Origin of the sequence: Paraburkholderia sp. Ac-20342 (genome assembly GCF_017104985.1) — a bacterium.
Taxonomy (GTDB): domain Bacteria; phylum Pseudomonadota; class Gammaproteobacteria; order Burkholderiales; family Burkholderiaceae; genus Paraburkholderia.
This window is the reverse complement of the sequence record NZ_JAAGPQ010000001.1, coordinates 44,999-64,192: the sequence shown is the minus strand read 5'-3', so window position 1 is coordinate 64,192 and position 19,194 is coordinate 44,999. Positions and strand designations below refer to the sequence as shown.

10 protein-coding genes are annotated in these 19,194 nt (G+C 61.0%); 4 read left to right on the top strand and 6 right to left on the bottom strand.

The window, feature by feature from the left end; translation table 11 throughout:
• Nucleotides 1–41: 41 nt before the first annotated feature.
• A complete protein-coding gene (locus tag G3N58_RS00215) occupies nt 42–212 on the bottom strand; it encodes a rubredoxin (protein WP_006047743.1) in 171 nt (56 codons plus the stop codon).
• A 374-nt stretch (nt 213–586) separates the two neighbouring features.
• On the opposite strand from G3N58_RS00215, the gene G3N58_RS00210 reads away from it, so the two are divergent.
• The 3 genes from G3N58_RS00210 to cysC all read left to right on the top strand — a co-directional run bounded on the left by G3N58_RS00210 (nt 587) and on the right by cysC (nt 3,650).
• Nucleotides 587–1,447: a hydroxymethylpyrimidine/phosphomethylpyrimidine kinase gene (locus G3N58_RS00210; RefSeq protein WP_167036283.1), complete on the top strand. Its 861-nt coding sequence runs from the start codon at nt 587–589 to the stop codon at nt 1,445–1,447.
• A 351-nt stretch (nt 1,448–1,798) separates the two neighbouring features.
• Complete coding sequence (locus G3N58_RS00205) at nt 1,799–2,983, top strand: chondroitin 4-O-sulfotransferase (RefSeq protein ID WP_345890989.1); 1,185 nt, start codon at nt 1,799–1,801, stop codon at nt 2,981–2,983.
• 28 nt (nt 2,984–3,011) lie between these two features.
• Nucleotides 3,012–3,650, top strand: coding sequence for an adenylyl-sulfate kinase (cysC, locus tag G3N58_RS00200; protein WP_205990315.1), 639 nt, complete (start codon nt 3,012–3,014; stop codon nt 3,648–3,650).
• 166 nt (nt 3,651–3,816) lie between these two features.
• Here the strand turns inward: cysC and groL are convergent, their stop codons facing one another.
• The 3 genes from groL to G3N58_RS00185 all read right to left on the bottom strand — a co-directional run bounded on the left by groL (nt 3,817) and on the right by G3N58_RS00185 (nt 12,357).
• Nucleotides 3,817–5,457, bottom strand: coding sequence for a chaperonin GroEL (groL, locus tag G3N58_RS00195; RefSeq protein WP_167036275.1), 1,641 nt, complete (start codon nt 5,455–5,457; stop codon nt 3,817–3,819).
• 53 nt (nt 5,458–5,510) lie between these two features.
• Nucleotides 5,511–5,801 (bottom strand): co-chaperone GroES, encoded by a 291-nt coding sequence (gene groES, locus G3N58_RS00190; RefSeq protein WP_008923887.1) that lies wholly within the window; start codon nt 5,799–5,801, stop codon nt 5,511–5,513.
• 385 nt (nt 5,802–6,186) lie between these two features.
• On the bottom strand, nt 6,187–12,357 hold the full coding sequence (locus G3N58_RS00185) for a YadA-like family protein (RefSeq protein WP_346778222.1): 6,171 nt from the start codon (nt 12,355–12,357) through the stop codon (nt 6,187–6,189).
• Nucleotides 12,358–14,059: 1,702 nt separating this feature from the next.
• Here G3N58_RS00185 and G3N58_RS00180 point away from each other — a divergent pair.
• Complete coding sequence (locus G3N58_RS00180; RefSeq protein WP_167036922.1) at nt 14,060–14,782, top strand: response regulator; 723 nt, start codon at nt 14,060–14,062, stop codon at nt 14,780–14,782.
• A gap of 14 nt (nt 14,783–14,796) precedes the next feature.
• Here G3N58_RS00180 and G3N58_RS00175 read toward each other — a convergent pair whose 3' ends face one another.
• Both G3N58_RS00175 and G3N58_RS00170 read right to left on the bottom strand, forming a co-directional pair.
• Complete coding sequence (locus tag G3N58_RS00175; RefSeq protein ID WP_167036270.1) at nt 14,797–15,558, bottom strand: response regulator transcription factor; 762 nt, start codon at nt 15,556–15,558, stop codon at nt 14,797–14,799.
• 578 nt (nt 15,559–16,136) lie between these two features.
• Nucleotides 16,137–19,070: a hybrid sensor histidine kinase/response regulator gene (locus G3N58_RS00170; RefSeq protein WP_205998203.1), complete on the bottom strand. Its 2,934-nt coding sequence runs from the start codon at nt 19,068–19,070 to the stop codon at nt 16,137–16,139.
• Nucleotides 19,071–19,194: the final 124 nt, after the last annotated feature.

Sequence of the window (19,194 nt, the reverse complement as noted above, 5' to 3'; positions counted from 1 at the left end):
CCAGACGACACCGCCGGCCCAGGCCGGCGGTTTCCCAAATCTCAGATCTGGACCATCTCGAAGTCTTCCTTGCGCGCTCCGCACTCGGGACAGGTCCAGTTAATGGGAACGTCTTCCCAGCGCGTGCCCGGCGCAATGCCCTCGTCCGGCAACCCGGCTTCCTCGTCGTAAATCCAGCCGCAAATCAGGCACATCCAGCTTTGATATTCCATTCTTGTGTCGCGTCGTTGAGTCCGTGGAAACGGGAGCCATGATGGTACCGTGTTGCCGCCCCCATGCCTAGCAATCGAAAACGCGCAACCGTAGCGTGCGCCGGCCTGTGGCCGGGCGGCCGTGGCGGTGCCGCGCGCGGGTGCGTGAACATCGGCGGCAGCGGATGACGGGCGGGCTCGCGAGCCCGCCCGTGTTTGAGAGCAGCCCGTTCATGCCCAGGATTGCGCGACGCGCACAAACCGTACGCCGCCGTGCTGCTTGCCGCCACGAACCTCGCGCGACGTGCGAAAAAAAGCTCCCGCGCCGGTTTAGGCCGCATAATTGAGCCAGTTGCGCACTGCGCGCCGGAATCCTGCCTCTTTTTATCCATTTCATGCCCAGCGATACGCCTCCGATCGTTCTCACCTTCGGCCTTTCCGACCCCACCGGCGGCTCCGGCCTGCAGGCCGACCTGATGACCCTTGCCAGCATGGGCTGCCACGGCGTTTCCGTGCTGACGGGCTACACCGTGCGCGACTCGGCCAGTTGCGACGAAGTCACCGGGCTCGATCCCGACGTCGTCGCGACGCAGGCGCGCATGCTGCTCGAAGACATGCCGATCGCCGCGTTCAAGGTCGGCGCCTGCACGCGCGCCGAAGTGGTCAGCGCGATTGCCGAGGTCGTCGCCGATTACGACGACGTTCCGCTGATTCTCGCGCCCGACTTCACGCTCGACGACGAACACGTGCTCGCCGCTGACGAGCTGCGCGAGGCGATCGCCGATCTGCTCGCGCCGCAAACCACGCTGCTCGTCGCCGATTCGTCCACGCTGCTGGCGCTCGCCCAGCCCGACGGCGACGCGGAAGCGCCGAGCCTCGACGCGGCGATTTCGCATCTGCTGTCGCAGGGCTGCGAGTACATTCTGTCGACGGAAACCGGCACGCACCGGCTCGTCAATACGCTCTTCAGCGAAGACGGCCAGTTGCGCCAGGACATGTGGGACCGCGGCACCCATCGGCTGACGGGCCTGACCGACACGCTCGGCGCGGCGATCGCCGCGTTGCTGGCCAATGGCCAGGAGCCCGCCGAGGCGGTCCGCGAGGGCCAGGAATATCTGTATCAGGCCGTGCGCAACGCATTCCGGCCCGGCATGGGCGCGTATATGCCCGACCGCTTCTTCTGGGCGCGCAGCAGCGACGACGAAACGCCGCCCGCACCGGACAGGAGCGCTACGCCGGGCGAAGCGCGGCACTAGGCACTCCCGTTTTTTACCCAACGGCAGTCAAAATGAAAAACCCGCACGCGTGCGGGTTTTTCATTTCGAAACACGCTTTTTTCAAGATCCGTAACATTTTCCGTTTTACAAAAAATTGGAATTAATAAAATACCGACGCCATAAGCCGGCCATGTTGCGGCGCAAAACCCATACTGTGGGCGCATCACACACGTATTTCGCATAAAATCTAACGAATCGCCGTGTCGTATGTAACGGGACGTTGTATCGCGTAATTAACCGTTACAACGGCGCCGACATCATCAGGCTAGACTTTCAGGGTCATCGTTCTGTCATACGCCCAATATGCCTTTTCCTACCTTTTTCATCCATTTGCCGAAATGCGGCGGCTCGACCGTTATTTCGTTTTTTGATTTGAATAAAGGCAAAGACCAGTTCATCAACTTCGTGTGGGATCGAACCGGTTGGGGAAACTGCCGCGCAAAGCTGCTCGCCAGCCAGATCGGCGGGGGGCATCAGCCATACGGTATTCATCGGATTATCAAACACCCCGTCAACTACTGCACGATCCTGCGCGATCCGCTCGAGCGGCAGATTTCGCACTACTGGTACGCGTCGAGCGGCAAGAACGGCGAGGTAACGCGAGGCGTGAGCGTGTCGACGCCCGAGGCACTCGCACAGCAAGGCGTGCTGTCGCTCGACGAGTGGGTCGGCGAATCGCTGGGCGGGAAGAATCTCTTCGTCCAGATGCTGAGCGGCCATGCCGTGGTAAATGAAACCAGCCTCGACGCCGCGCAGGCTCATCTGCGCAGGAGTATCGGCACAGTCGGCATATGCGGGAAGATGAGCGAATTCCTGCTACAGCTTTGCAGCACGAGCGGCCTGCAATTACCGTTTCATTTCGAGACAAATCGAACCTCCGGCGCGCCGAAAACGCGAAACCATTTAAGCGAGGCAACGAAACAGAAATTTATCGAGGAGAACCGTCTCGATTACGAAATATTCCGCAGTGCGACTCGAATGGTCGATGCCTATGCGAAAGAGATGGGCAGCGTCTTTTCGAATGCACTGGAGCTGATTAAGATTATTCAGGCCGAAATAAATAAGCTCGAAAATCCGCATGTCTATAGCTCGACGGTTTTCGGCTTTGACGGTTCATTTCTTTCACAAGTCCGCGACGTTGTGCGGCGTTTCGATCTTTCGCCCATCGAGGATTATCTCGAATTTGCGCGAAGCCGGCAGTACACTCCCGCCGACCTGTTCGACGGATTCGTCGACGCGGTTCACGACGGCGTGGTGTCCGGCTGGGCCATCAATCTGAGCCGGCCGGAAGAACGCGTGCCGCTCGAAGTGCGGGTCGGCACGCATGTCGTCGCAACCGGCTGGAGCGGCGAGCACCGGCCCGACGTAGCCAGCGCCGGCTATCCGAGCGAGCGCAGCGGATTTTCGATTGCGCTGCCGGACGGCGTCCCGGAAGGCTTTCACATCGCGATTGCGAATTCGCCGGAAAGCCTGCACCACGCCGGCACCTGGCGGCAAGGCTGGCACTGCGAGTAGGCGCCAGGAGAATCAGGAGAAAACACTTATGGAAGAACCCCCGAATTTCCTGCAACGCTTTCACGGCACGATCACGGCTCAGGACCGCATGCGCATGTTCCGCCAGAGGCCAGCCACGATCTGGCTGACCGGGCTGTCCGGCGCGGGAAAATCGACGCTCGCATTCGCGCTCGAACAGCAACTGATCGCGCTGGGCCATGCATGCTACGTGCTCGACGGCGACAACGTGCGCCATGGCCTTGCCAACGATCTCGGCTTCGAGCGCAAGGACCGGCGCGAAAATATCCGCCGCGTTGCACACGTCGCCCAATTGATGAACGACGCGGGCCTCATCGTGATTACCGCGCTGATCTCGCCGATGCGCGAAGACCGGGCGATGGCGCGCGAGATCATCGGGAGCGACAAATTCGTCGAGACCTATGTGTGCGCACCGCTTGCCACCTGCGCGAGCCGCGACCCGAAAGGCCTCTATGCGAAAGCGCGATCCGGCGAAATCACTTCGTTCACCGGCGTATCGGCGCCCTATGAACCGCCCGCCAAGCCCGAGCTTCACGTCGACACGGGAACGTTGTCGCCGGCCGAAAGCGTCGCGCAGATCTTCAGTCACCTGCGCGAGAAATGTCTCGAAACGGCTAGCCGCCGTGCGGCTCACGAAACAGGAGCGTGATTCCGGTACATCGCGCCAAAATCCTCTTCCCCAAAAGACAAAACCCGCAAAAATGCGGGTTTTGTCTTTTGGGAAGCACGTCTCACGACATGCTTCCCCCATGAACACCAACCGGGTCTCATAACGTGGTCCGGGCATGATGCCGAACCACGAGACCCGAGCGGTATTACATGTCCATGCCCATGCCGCCCATGCCGCCGGGCATGCCGCCAGGCATCGGTGCGTCTTCCTTCGGCAGTTCGCAGACAGCTGCATCGGTCGTCAGCAGGAGACCCGCAACCGAAGCTGCGTTTTGCAGCGCCGTGCGCGTCACCTTCGTCGGGTCCACGACACCTGCGTCAACCAGGTCGACGTACTCGCCGGTTGCTGCGTTGTAGCCGTAGTTGCCCTTGCCGGCAGCAACCGCTGCCACGACGACGCTCGCTTCTTCGCCACCGTTGGTGACGATCTGGCGCAGCGGCTCTTCCATGGCGCGCAGGACGATCTTGATACCTGCGTCCTGATCGGCGTTAGCGCCCTTCAGGCCGGTGATTGCCGTACGTGCACGGATCAGCGCGACGCCGCCGCCAGCAACGATGCCTTCTTCCACAGCTGCGCGCGTTGCGTGCAGTGCGTCTTCGACACGTGCCTTCTTTTCCTTCATTTCGACTTCGGTCGCAGCGCCGACCTTGATCACAGCAACACCGCCTGCCAGCTTGGCAACGCGCTCTTGCAGCTTTTCACGGTCGTAGTCCGAGGTCGCTTCTTCGATCTGCTTGCGCACTTGCTTGACGCGAGCTTCGATGTTCGCTGCTTCGCCAGCGCCGTCGATGATCGTGGTGTTTTCCTTGCCCACTTCGATGCGCTTCGCCTGGCCCAGTTCAGCCAACGTTGCCTTCTCGAGCGTGAGGCCGGTTTCTTCAGCGATGACCTGGCCGCCGGTCAGGATCGCGATGTCTTCCAGCATGGCCTTACGACGGTCGCCGAAGCCCGGAGCCTTGACGGCGACGGTCTTCAGGATGCCGCGGATGTTGTTGACGACCAGCGTTGCGAGCGCTTCGCCTTCGACGTCTTCAGCGATGATGAGCAGCGGACGGCCAGCCTTCGCGACCTGCTCGAGCACCGGCAGCAGATCACGGATGTTCGACACCTTCTTGTCGTGCAGCAGCACGAACGGGTTGTCGAGCACGGCAACCTGCTTGTCCGGGTTGTTGATGAAGTACGGCGACAGGTAGCCGCGGTCGAATTGCATACCTTCGACGACGTCCAGCTCGTCTTGCAGCGACTTGCCGTCTTCGACGGTGATGACGCCTTCCTTGCCGACCTTGTCCATCGCTTCAGCGATGCGCTCGCCGATCGACGTGTCGCTGTTTGCCGAGATCGCGCCGACCTGGGCGATTTCCTTGTTGGTCGTGCACGGCTTGCTGATCTTGCGCAGTTCTTCGATTGCGGCTGCAACAGCCTTGTCGATGCCGCGCTTCAGGTCCATCGGGTTCATGCCCGATGCAACGTACTTCATGCCTTCGCGGACGATCGATTGCGCGAGAACCGTAGCGGTCGTCGTGCCGTCGCCGGCGTTGTCGCTGGTCTTGGAAGCGACTTCCTTGACCATTTGCGCGCCCATGTTCTGGAGCTTGTCTTTCAGTTCGATCTCTTTAGCGACCGACACACCGTCCTTGGTGACCGTCGGGCCGCCGAAGCTGCGCTCGAGGACCACGTTGCGGCCCTTCGGACCCAGCGTGACCTTCACGGCGTTGGCGAGAATGTTCACGCCTTCGACCATCTTGGCACGGGCGGAATCACCGAATACGACCTCTTTAGCTGCCATCTTCTAACTCCTTGAATTCTTTGGATATAACCGGGGAAGTAGCGACCTTGCGCTTACTTCTGCACCACGGCCATGATGTCTTCTTCGCGCATCACGAGCAGTTCGTTGCCGTCGACCTTGACGGTCTGGCCTGCGTACTTGCCGAACAGGACGCGGTCGCCCACTTTCACGTCGAGCGCAATGGCTGCACCCTTGTCGTCGCGCTTGCCCGGGCCGACTGCGAGGATTTCGCCTTGATCCGGCTTTTCCGCTGCGGCTTCGGGGATCACGATGCCCGACGCGGTCTTGGTTTCCTGATCCAGACGCTTGACGATCACGCGATCATGCAAAGGACGAAGGTTCATACATACTCCTCTCTTGATTGAGACTGAAGAACGCTGAGAAAACCCGGCTGGCCGAGCCAACCGGCGATGTTGTTAGCACTCTCGTGCAGTGAGTGCTAATTATATGGATGGGTGGTGACAAATTCAAGAAGTGGGGGGAATGGGCGTCGTCGGCCGCCGCTCGGCGCGGAACCCCCGGCTACCGGGGACGGATCGCAGCGGGAGCAGCTTCACGCAGCGCGACTGCCAACACTGACCAGGGAAACTCCTGGTCCAGGTATATTTCCGCCGCCCCCGCGCTCACAACGACGAAGCCCCCTCGGGACCTTTCGATCCGTCGGGGGCTTCGTCGATACGACTCAGACCGGCGTAACGGACGCAACCGGAGTTGCATCCGCCACATCGCTTACCACTGCATCGAGGCGCCGATGCCGGCGGTGGTGCCGCCCGGGCTCAGACCGACGCCCGCCTTCACCTTGATGTTCTCGGTGATGCGTGCGGTACCGCCCAGCGCCACAGCCTGGTAACCCTTGTAGGTTCCCGCGCCGATGCCGAACGACAGTGTCTTGCCCGGATCGACTTCCGGAATCATCGTCAGTGCCGTCGCCGCGGCGATGCCCGAATAAGCCCCACGCGCAACGCCGTTGATCGCGTTGTTCGTGTCGTTGATGCGCTGATCGGTGTAGCCCTTGGCCTGCTGCACGCCTTGTGCCACCGAGTTGTTCATCTGGCTCACGTTGACCGCATCGGTCGGCGCAGTCCCCGCCGCGACGTTGGTGACCTGGCGTTCGTTGCCCGCCGAGCCCATCGACACGGAATTGTCGCGGTCCGCCACCGAACCCGAACCCAGAGCGACCGAGTTCTGGCCCGTCGCACTCGCGTTCGCGCCCATCGCCACAGCCTGCGAGCCCGATGCCGAGGCACCCGCGCCCGCCGCCACCGACAGCGTGCCGCTTGCCGTCGCGCTCTGCGTCGTACGATCGCCGTCCGCGCTGAACATCGGGTTGTTCGCCGCGGCCGCCGCATTGTTGACCACCGCATTGAGCTGGCTGACGTTCACCGCATCGGTCGGCGCCACGCCGTCGGCCACGTTGTGGATCACCGTGCCGTCGTCCGAGCCGTTACCCAGCGTCATGCTGTTGTAGTTCGTCGAGCCGTCGGCATTGTGGTCGTACGTCGCCGCCGCGTTCACGTTGCCGTTGGCATCGACGATCCCCGCGCTCTTCAGCTGGGCGACGTTCACCGCGTCCGTGTCGGCCGTACCCGCCGCGACGTTGGTGATCTGGCGCTCGTTGCCCGCCGAGCCCACCGACACCGTGTTGTCCCGATCGGCCACCGAGTTCGCACCCAGCGCAACCGAGCCGGCCGCGGACGACTGCGCATTGCCGCCGATCGCCACCGAGTTCGCACCGCTCGCCACCGAATCCGGCAGCGACGAATTCGAGTGGAAGTACATGATGCCGCTACCGCTGTTGATACCACCCAGCATCGTGTTGAGCGCGCTGATCTGGTCCGCGTTCTGCGTCGTGCGGCCGTCGATGTTGGTGAGTGCGTCACCGATGTTGCTCATCGTCGTACCGTCCACGCTGTAGGTCGGGGCCGATACCGTGCCGTCTGTGTTCACGGTCGAGCCGCCGCCCAGTGCTTCGGCAACGCTTGCCGAGTTGGCGTACAGCTGGCTGCCGTTGATCGCATCCGTGCTCGATGCGTTCACTGTGCCGGCTGCTACGCCCGTCACCGTGCGGTCGCCTGCCGTACCGGCCATGTTCACCACCGTACCGTCCGTGTCCTTGCCTACCGTCAGATCACGTGTGGTTGCGTCCTGCTGCACCAGACCCACCGTGCCGCTGTTCAGTTGTGTCGACAGGTCCGTCACCGAGTTTTGTACGTTCGTCAGCTCCGTTGCGTTCTTGGCAATGTCCGCGGTGTTCTGCGTCGTGCGGCCATCGATGTTGCCGAGGGCGTCGCCGATGCTGCCCACCGTGGTACCACCTACGCTGTAGCTCGGCGCCGACACCGTGCCGTCATCGTTCACGGTTGAGCCCCCACCCAGTGCCGAGGCAACGCTTGCCGAATTTGCGTACAGCTGGCTGCCGTTGATCGCATCCGTGCTCGATGCGTTCACTACGCCGGCTGCCACACCCGTCACCGTGCGGTTGCCTGCCGCACCGGCCATGTTCACCACCGTGCCGTCCGTATCCTTGCCTACCGTCAGGTCGCGTGTGGTTGCGTCCTGCTGAACAAGCCCCACCGTGCCGCTGTTCAGTTGCGTCGACAGATCCGTCACCGAGTTCTGCACGTTCGTCAGGTCCGTTGCGTTCCTGGCGATGTCGTCCGCATTCTTCGTGATGTCGTCTGCGTTCCTGGCGATGTCCGCCGTGTTCTGCGTCGTGCGGCCATCGATGTTGCCGAGGGCGTCGCCGATGCTGCCCACCGTGGTACCACCTACGCTGTAGCTCGGCGCCGACACCGTGCCGTCATCGTTCACGGTTGAGCCCCCACCCAGTGCCGAGGCAACGCTTGCCGAATTTGCGTACAGCTGGCTGCCGTTGATCGCATCCGTGCTCGATGCGTTCACTACGCCGGCTGCCACACCCGTCACCGTGCGGTTGCCTGCCGCACCGGCCATGTTCACCACCGTGCCGTCCGTATCCTTGCCTACCGTCAGGTCGCGTGTGGTTGCGTCCTGCTGAACAAGCCCCACCGTGCCGCTGTTCAGTTGCGTCGACAGATCCGTCACCGAGTTCTGCACGTTCGTCAGGTCCGTTGCGTTCCTGGCGATGTCGTCCGCATTCTTCGTGATGTCGTCTGCGTTCCTGGCGATGTCCGCCGTGTTCTGCGTCGTGCGGCCATCGATGTTGCCGAGCGCGTCGCCGATGCTGCCCACCGTGGTACCGCCCACGCTGTAGCTCGGCGCCGACACCGTGCCGTCATCGTTCACGGTTGAGCCCCCACCCAGTGCCTCGGCAACGCTCGCCGAGTTCGCATACAGCTGGCTGCCGTTGATCGCGTCCACGCTCGATGCGTTCACTACGCCTGCGGCCACACCTGTCACCGTGCGGTTGCCTGCCGTACCCGCCATGTTCACCACCGCACCGTCCGTGTCCTTGCCCACCGTCAGCTCACGCGTGGTTTCATCCTGCTGCACCAGACCCACCGTGCCGCTGGCAAGCTGGTTCTGCACGTTCGTGATACTGGTCGAGTTCTGTGCAATGTCGTCCGCATTCTTTGCAATGTCCGCAGCGTTCTGTGTCGTGCGGCCATCGATGTTGCCGAGTGCATCGCCGATGCTGCCCACCGTGGTACCGCCCACGCTGTAGCTCGGCGCCGAGATCGTGCCGTCCTCGCTCACGGTCGAGCCGCCACCCAGTGCCTCGGCAACGCTCGCCGAGTTGGCGTACAGCTGGCTGCCGTTGATCGCATCCACGCTCGATGCGTTCACTACGCCTGCTGCGACACCCGTCACCGTGCGGTTGCCCGCCGTTCCGGCCACGTTCACCACCGTGCCGTCCGTGTCCTTACCTACCGTCAGCTCACGCGTCGTAGCATCCTGCTGCACCAGACCCACCGTGCCGCTGGCAAGTTGCGTCGACAGATCCGTAACCGAGTTCTGCACGTTCGTCAGGTCCGTTGTGTTCTTCGCGATATCGTCTGCGTTCTTGGCAATGTCCGCGGTGTTCTGCGTCGTGCGACCGTCGATGTTGCCGAGCGCGTCGCCGATGCTGTTCACCGTGGTGCCGTCCACGCTGTAGCTCGGCGCCGACACCGTGCCGTCCTCACTCACGGTCGAGCCACCACCCAGTGCCTCGGCAACGCTCACCGAATTTGCATACAGCTGGCTGCCGTTGATCGCGTCCACGCTCGATGCGTTCACTACGCCTGCTGCCACTCCCGTCACCGTACGGTTGCCCGCCGTACCCGCCATGTTCACCACCGTGCCGTCCGTGTCCTTGCCCACCGTCAGATCACGTGTGGTTGCGTCCTGTTGCACGAGTCCCGCTGTGCCGCTGGCAAGTTGCGTCGACAGATCCGTCACCGAGTTTTGTACGTTCGTCAGATCCGTTGCGTTCTTCGCGATGTCGTCTGCGTTCCTGGTGATGTCCGCGGTGTTCTGCGTCGTGCGACCGTCGATGTTGCCGAGCGCGTCGCCGATGCTGTTCACCGTGGTGCCGCCCACGCTGTAGCTCGGCGCCGACACCGTGCCGTCCTCGCTCACGGTCGAGCCACCGCCCAGTGCCTCGGCAACGCTCGCCGAGTTCGCATACAGCTGGCTGCCGTTGATCGCATCCACGCTCGATGCGTTCACTACGCCTGCGGCCACTCCCGTCACCGTGCGGTTGCCTGCCGTGCCGGCCATGTTCACCACCGTGCCGTCCGTATCCTTGCCCACCGTCAGATCACGCGTTGTGGCGTCCTGCTGAACAAGACCGAACGAACCATCAGCGAGCTTGTCCTGGACAGATGCAATGTCCGCAGCGTTCTGCGTCGTGCGGCCATCGATGTTGCCAAGCGCATCACCGATGTTGCCCACCGTGGTACCGCCCACGCTATAGCTCGGAGCCGAGATCGTGCCGTCCTCGCTCACGGTCGAGCCGCCACCCAGTGCCTCGGCAACGCTCGCCGAGTTGGCATACAGCTGGCTGCCATTGATTGCGTCCACACTCGATGCGTTCACTGCACCTGCTGCAACACCCGTCACCGTACGGTTGCCCGCCGTACCCGCCATGTTCACCACCGTGCCGTCCGTGTCCTTGCCCACCGTCAGATCACGCGAGGTTTCATCCTGTTGCACGAGTCCCACTGTGCCGCTGGCAAGTTGCGTCGACAGATCCGTCACCGAGTTTTGTACGTTCGTCAGATCCGTTGCGTTCTTCGCGATGTCGTCTGCGTTCCTGGTGATGTCCGCCGTGTTCTGCGTCGTGCGGCCATCGATGTTGCCAAGCGCATCACCGATGCTGTTCACCGTGGTGCCGTCCACGCTGTAGCTCGGCGCCGACACCGTGCCGTCCTCGCTCACGGTCGAGCCACCGCCCAGTGCCGAAGCAACGCTCGCCGAATTTGCATACAGCTGGCTGCCGTTGATCGCGTCCACGCTCGATGCGTTCACTGCACCTGCTGCAACACCCGTCACCGTGCGGTTGCCCGCCGTACCCGCCATGTTCACCACCGTGCCGTCCGTGTCCTTGCCCACCGTCAGATCACGCGAGGTTTCATCCTGCTGCACCAGACCCACCGTGCCGCTGGCGAGCTGGTTCTGCACGTTCGTGATACTGGTCGAGTTCTGTGCAATGTCATCCGCATTCTTCGCGATGTCATCCGCGTTCTTTGCAATGTCCGCCGTGTTCTGTGTCGTGCGCCCATCGATGTTGCCAAGCGCATCACCGATGCTGCCCACCGTGGTACCGCCCACGCTGTAGCTCGGCGCCGAGATCGTGCCGTCCTCGTTCACGATTGAGCCACCACCCAGTGCCGAAGCAACGCTCGCCGAGTTCGCATACAGCTGGCTGCCGTTGATCGCATCCACGCTTGATGCGTTCACTACGCCTGCTGCCACACCCGTCACCGTGCGGCTGCCTGCCGTACCCGCCATGTTCACCACCGTGCCGTCCGTATCCTTGCCTACCGTCAGATCACGCGTGGTTTCATCCTGCTGCACCAGTCCCACCGTGCCGCTGGCGAGCTGGTTCTGCACGTTCGTGATACTGGTCGAGTTCTGCGCAATGTCGTCCGCATTCTTCGCGATGTCATCCGCGTTCTTTGCAATGTCCGCCGCGTTCTGCGTCGTGCGCCCATCGATGTTGCCAAGCGCGTCGCCGATGCTACCCACCGTGGTACCGCCCACGCTGTAGCTCGGCGCCGACACCGTACCCGTCGTCGAGTTATAGGCCGCACCACCGCCCAGGCTCGCCGCGACGGAGTTGCCGATCTCGTTCGACTTCACCGCCTCGGACTGCAACTGGCTCACGTTCACCGCATCGGTCGCGGCGGCACCCGCCGCTACATTCGTCACGCGGCGCTCGTAGCCGACCGAACCCACCGACACTTCGCCGTTCGCCGCCGAAGCAGTTCCGGAAAGCGAGCTACTGCCCGGGTTGTACGCCGCCGCGCCCAGATTCGCCGTCGTGGTCGCCCCCGCGCCCAGCGCGACCGAGTTGTTCGCCGAAGCCGCCGCGTTCTGGCCGAGCGCGATGCTGTTCGTGCCGCTCGCCTTCGTTGTCTGGCCGAGTGCGACCGCGCCCGAACCCGAAGAAACCGCGCTGGTGCCAATCGCAACAGAGCTCGCTTGTGTAGCGGACGAGGCGGTGCCGATGGCGATCGAATCCGTGCCCGAGGCCCGGGTGTTGGTCGTCGTATCCTGAGTCGCGTCGGTGGTGGTATTGCTGCTTTGCGAAGCCGACGAACCAAGCGCGATGGCACGCTGCCCGCTCGCCGCGGCCGAGGTACCGATTGCATTCGAGTCCACGCCGGTAGCAGTCGAGTTAGTGCCGATCGCATTGGCGCGCGCCTGGGTGGCTGCGGAGAACGTGCCGAGCGCCATGGCCTGAATGGCGCCGGCGTAGGCTGCCGCTCCGAACACGGAGGCTTCACGGGCTGTGGCTGTCGCAGCAGCGCCCACCGCGGTTGCACCAGTAACGGCGGCCGATGCATTGCCGCCCAGTGCCGTACCACCGACGGTGGAGGCGAGAGAATTGCTGCCCACCGCCACGGCTTGTAAGGCCTTGGCGCTACCCGCGAACTGACTGACGTCGACACCCAGGCCGTCGATGCGACGAGCCCCTGCTCCGCTCAGATCCCATCCACCTAAACCTGTGGTTCCGGCTGAGGCCTCAAGCTTTGTGGCGGCCCCGGTGCCGATTGCAACAGCGCCACCAATGGTATTCTGATCCGTCACGCCGCCGCCCACCGTGTAAGGGGCTGCAAAGACACCACTCGCCGCGCTCACCCCTGCAACTGCCACAACGGCGCTCGCCAGAACCGACGAAACTGTCGACTTGCTTCGCTTACCCCGCGCAACGGTATGCTCCGATGCCGCGACCCATGCCCCAAGCGCTTCGTTCCACACACTTTTATATGACTTGTTCATAGCACGACCCTTATAGATTTAATTTAAAAAACGTTATTTCCGCAAACCCGAAATCCAGCCAGTTTTTCGCAACAAACCGCCGCACAAATTCACAAAATCGATACTCGGAAATCCATCAATATCGATTTATCACTTATAAAAACGAGAAATTATCCAAATTTATTTCAGTTTATATTTTTCAATCGCCGTTAAAATAGGCGCAGTCTGATAGGGAGACATTCGAAGTTCTCCACCTTGAAACAGCCGCGACAAAACATCCGAAAGAAAATCGGAACAATCTGGATCAACAAGATGAACTGATAAGAACGCTATCTACCCCGCTGACAGCGAAACATGACTCGACCGCCAGGCCCCACGCTTTTCACGATGTACAACCCTTTTCGCCATACGCAAGAAGCCTGAACTTCTCGGGACCCCCTAATCTCGAAAATGTCACGATCAAATACATCAGAAGAGAATTGATTAAAAATGGAGAACCGCTTATCTCGCCTCTATTGAAGCCCCATTCATCGACAGCCATGTTATTGAAGCAATAAAGCGCAGGTAATAGGCTCAGTCCTACAAATGTTCAAAAAGATACAAATCGACCTCGACCGGAGAGCGAACTGCTTCTCGCCGCGCAGCAATAAGGATATGTGCCGCCGGGTCGATAAACCGGTCAGTTCCAAACGCCGCCTTTTTGCGCTGGAATTAACGAACACCGCAGCGCCTCGCATACCTTCGACGGGAAAACGTTGTCGTCGAATTCACATGTAACGGCTGCCCATGAAACCTCGGCCCCCTGCGAGGCAGGTCACGCAACAAAAACAAGCACACCGACTAGCGCGATCGCGGCGCCACCACGATGCGTCCTGCTTATTTCCGGCAGCAATTCCAGAGTCCGCAATGACCCATGGTTCTATCGGGATGCAATACGCACAAGCGGGAATCGCATACGGGTCACTTTTACGACCCGATAGCAGTACACCTCATCGTTAGGCCGTTTCATCCGACCACTATGATGTAGGATGAGACCTGTGCATCGGACCATCTTCAAGCCAATAGCTGAGTAATGCTTAGTTAAACGAGCGCCGCATCCGATCTTCGACACCGAAGGTCCACGTGACGATGTAAATAACTTGTGAACAATAAAGTCGCCGGCCACTTCAGTGTCCTTCACGACATGCCTTGCCTGCGCGATAAACAGGAGATCACCATGGCTAACCAGCCGATTCGTGTCATCCTTGCCGACGATCATCCGGTCATGCTCAAAGGCATCGAGCATGAGTTGTCGGAAATGAGTGCCATCGAAGTGACAGGTTCCGCCCGCAATTCGACAGAACTGATCGAGCTTTTAAATACCCGGCCCTGTGACGTTCTCGTCTCCGACTACGCCATGCCCGCAGGCGACTACGGCGACGGCATCGCACTCTTCTCCCTGATCGGCCGCCGCTATCCCGGCATCAAACTCGTTGTGCTCACGATGCTCGACAACCCGGCCGTCGTACGCGCCCTCGTGACGCAAGAAGTGCGATGCATCGTCAGCAAATCGGATGCGGTGGCGCATCTCGTTCCCGCCGTCCATGCCGCTCATAACGGTTCGGCTTACTATTCGCCGACTATCAATGAAATCGTCCAGTCGATCGACTGGAACCGCCGTGGCCGCGGCTCGACCGATCTTCTTAGCCAGCGCGAATGCGAAGTCGTGCGCCTGTTTGCAACAGGCCTGACCGTCGATGAAATTGCCGAGCGGGTCAGCCGCAGCAAGAAGACCATCAGCACACAGAAGTCGAAGGCGATGGAAAAGCTCGGTATAGATCGCGACGTCGATCTACTGCGGTATGCCATGGAAAATGGCATGGTGGCATCGTCTCAGGGAGCATCGGGCCTCGAACCGTCCGACAGTCCACGGCAGAACAACGGCCGCCCATCCGATTGAAAGAGTGAGCGCGCTCAGGAATCAAGCATTCCGGGAGGCCCGGCGCGTTCGAGGCCCACCTCCGGGCTTGCGGCGCCAGACTCGAAGTTCGCGATACTATTTCGGATGCCTTCTGATTTCGTCGGCGGCACGAGGCCGTTCTCGAGTCCATAGCGCACAAGATCAGCGTCCCGTTTGATTCCAAGCTTTGTCATTGCCGATACTTTTTGCGAACTGATGGTCTTTTTACTGCGGCTCAAACGATCGGCGATTTCGTTGACGGTCAGCCCGGAAACATAAAAGCGCACCACTTCCAGCTCGCGGCTGCTCAACGGCGCATTCGCCCACACGCCTCGCGTGGGTCGTTCCGACGGCATGATGATTTCCGATATGCGCGGCGAGAGGTAACGGCCATTCACATAGGCAGCGCGCACGGCCAGATGCAGATGTTCCATTTTGTCCACCTTGCTCAACAGACAGCGATTGCCGATGTCGATGAGCGAACGGAGCAGAATCGCGCTTTCCATCATGGTCAGTATCACCGTCTGCACTTTCGGATACCGTCGGCGAATGAGGGAAAACAGCGTAATGCCATCGCCATATTCACCGCCCGGCATCACGTAATCGGATACCAGCACGTCGCAGGCGGTGCGGCTCAAAAGCGGAATCAGCTCGCTCGAACTGCGAGCGGTCCCGACCACCGAAACGGTCGCGCTCTTCGTCAGTTCATGCCGAATACCTTCGAGAATCACGGGGTGATCGTCTGCAATTACGACGCGAATCGCGTTTGGATTCATGATTGTTTTCCTAACATGGTGATGCAACAAGGAGCGGGCTGACAACACCGAATACGCCTGAAAAGTGCAGGTATATCGGTTTGCAATTGCGTGACCGGATTCTTCTCCCTCTTCCGTGGAGGAATGACGCATCCGGGTCAGGGGATACGACCGGGCATCGATGGGAGATACGCGAGAACTTCAGTACCAGGCGTCGTAGTCCGCCCTCCCAGACGGCCCTGAACGCATGGATAGATTCGATAAAAACGGGTCGAAATGCTTACCCGCCGCTTTTTGTCACCGCATACTGACTGTGGGGATATCTGGTTGACCGCGGCGGCATCGGAGGATCTACATTTCGGAATGGATGTCTATCCAAAGATTTCGGTATAAGCACTTTATTGAATGCAGCCAGACCCGATAATAGGCTCAGTCCTAGAAACCATTAAATTGTGACAAATAGGACTTGTCTCATTTTTGTGAGATCACGCTTCATATCTGGAACCATCGGCCGCACACAAACCGCTCAACATAGCCACCGCCCAGGCCCACCCGGCAGCCATGCCACTTCCGCAATCTGCCGCATCAGGACATCGTGGCTACGCACTCACCGCCCCTTGGCGGAGCACCAGCGTCTCATAGGCAAGCGTCTCGAAACGGCCCAGCATCTCTTCGACCCCGGCGAGGTCGTCGTCGCGTGCGAGTTGCTCCATCTGCGCGCACGCATTCGCCAACGCCGCCTCGTGGATCAACGCAAACGAACCGCGCATGGCATGAAGCGTATCGAGCGCCGCTTGCGTGTCATGCGTGCTCATAGCCTTCTGCAGCTTTGCCAGCGACTCCCCCAGCGACTGCTTCAATGCCGCATGCACGCCCGGCGGCAGTGGTCCCTGCGAAATGTCGCGCTTCGCCGTCCTGTCGCCGGGCGGAAGCGTCCCGGACGCCTCCGCTCCGATCGAGCGACGCAGAACCTGCTCCATCGCGTCGAGCAAAATCGGCTTGAGCAGCGTGGCATCGATTCCCGCGTCCTCGCATCGTCTCTGCTCTTCGGCACCGACATGCGCCGTCGCCGCGATGATCGGCGTCGTCGCGCCCTGCCCGCGCAGACATCGCGCCAGCGTGTAGCCATCCATGCCAGGCATGTTCAGATCCGTCATTACCACGTCGTAGTGCTGCTCGTTAAAGCACCGCAGTGCGGTTGCGCCGCTGTCGGCCATGTCGGCCCGGTATCCGAGCAGATCGAGTTGCGCAACGATCAGTTCACGGTTGGCGGGTTGATCGTCGACGACGAGGATGCGCAGAGCCGCCGTACCGGCAGGCGCTGCGTCCCGTTCGACACGCTTCTCCCCGCTGTCGGCGGCCGGCGCGGAGGCGCTCGTATCGACCCGCAGCGGCAGCGACACCACGAACGTACTGCCGAGTTCGGGCGAGCTCTTGACGATGATCGAGCCATTCATCAGCCGCGTGAGGCGCGAGCACAGCGCCAACCCGAGTCCGGTACCGCCATAGCGGCGCGCGATCGACGAATCCGCCTGCACGAATGCCTGAAATAGCGTCTCCTGCTGGGCGGGCATCATGCCAATGCCGGAATCGATCACGCCGATCATGACCGGCGAGCCTTCGACGGTCTCGTCCTTGTGATACACCTCGAGCAGCACGTTGCCGGTCTCGGTGAACTTGATCGCATTACTGACGAAGTTCGCCACAATCTGCCGAATCCTGGTCGGGTCGCCGAGATAGTACGGCGCGATCGAATCGTCGATCATGCATTCGAATTCGAGCCCCTTCGCATGCGCCATCGGCGCGAAGATCGCACCGACCTGGCGAATCGTTTCTGCAAGATCGAAACGGATCGCCTCGATCGTCATCTGTCCGGACTCGACCTTCGAAAAGTCGAGAATGTCGTTGATGATGTCGAGCAGCGCCGTCGACGACGATGTCACGACATGGAGCCGCTCGCTTTGCGCGGGCGACAACGACGAACGGCCGAGTAGTTCGAGATTGCCGAGAATCGCATTGAGCGGCGTGCGTATCTCGTGGCTCATCATCGCGAGAAACGCGGACTTCGCATGGTTGGCCGCATCGGCCGCCGCCCGCGCCTCTTCGAGTTTGCGCTCGGTGTTCTTGAGCTTCGTCACATTCGAGAAGCTGCACAGCAATACGTCTACGCTCCGATACTGCGTGCGGACGAGACTCACGAGCAGATCTTCAACGCCGCCATTCGCGAGTCTGCACGGCAGTTGCAAGCCCGATTGCCACGCAGGGGCATCGGGCGAACGGTCGTAAAGCTCGAGTAGCTGAAAACGCAATGGCCGCTCATCGGGATGAGCGTTTGCTCCATAGCTGCGCATCGCGTCGCTCTCGAGCAGAATGTCTCCGCTTTCGAATAGCAACAGCGCGAATCCCTCGGGAGCCGCCGCGACCATCATGCGATTCAGGCGCTCGCTTTCGAAAATCCGCCGCGAGTACTCGAAACCCGGCTTGAATATCTTGCGGTCGAGCAACAGCAGGATCGTCCAGAGAAATCCGATCACCAGCAGGACGGCCAACGTCAGAAGCGTGATGCGCGGCCAGAACTCGGCGAGAACCGTACGCCACGTAAATGCATAGACCAGTGTCCAGCCGACATGCGAAACCGGCGCACTCGCGATAAAGAGACCGCCAAGACGACGCCGCTCGATTCCCTGCCGGCCCGGCGCCCAAGGCTTCGTCCGCAGTACGCGAGCCTTCAGCGCACTATCGCGGCCTGCCGGCCCGGCATCGAGCACCACCTTGCCGGATGCGTCGACGATCAGCGAGATTTCGTCGTCGAGCGGCTCCTGCGCCGGATGATCGAACAGCAGTCTGACTGGAATGGTGCGGACAAAGATAAGGAACGGCGTACCGTCGGCAAACGCGGGCAGCACCATGCGAATGACCTGCTCTCCGGTAAGCCGGTCGGTAATCGGCGGCAGCAGGATCAACTCCCGCTCGGTTTCCAGACGCCTCAGCGTTTTTTTCTTGCTCAGGTCGCCGATATCCGGCCTGATCTGATCGAGCAGCGCCCGCACGCTTGGGGCATCGCCTGCATCGAGCGGGTTGCCCGATGCGGGTGCCGGATAAATCGACATGAAACTGTAGTCGGGCGTGTAGAAATATCCCGTCACCGCATCAGGACCTTTCAACACAGCATAAGGGCCGACGCGATAGTCGAATTCACGGGTCATCGCCAGATACGGCGCGAATGTCTGGGCTGGCCGCTCGTTCGTGACGTCGCCCAACGCCAGCACGGGTGGAAAGTCGGGATGCTGCTGCAGAAGAATATGCCCGTGCTGCGCCGCAAACTGCTCAACGACACTGGATGGCAGCGGCTCGCGGCGCTCCCATGCCGACTCTTCGTGCAGAACGGTGTACCGCAGAATGCTCTCGAACTGGAGCAGTTCCAATTCGAGCTGCGTCTTCCTGACAGCGAAACCGATATAGCGATTGTCGATGTAGTCACGCACCATCAGGTAGATCACGGTGCCGCCCAGCACCAATAGAACGACCGTCATCGCAACGCCGGCCCCGTACAGCAACGCTCGCTGATAGCGTTTCAGGACGGCTGGCACGCGATGCGATATTTGGCCTTCCTCACCGTCGTCGAAATCTTTGTTCCGTGCTTGCATCGCGCCCCAG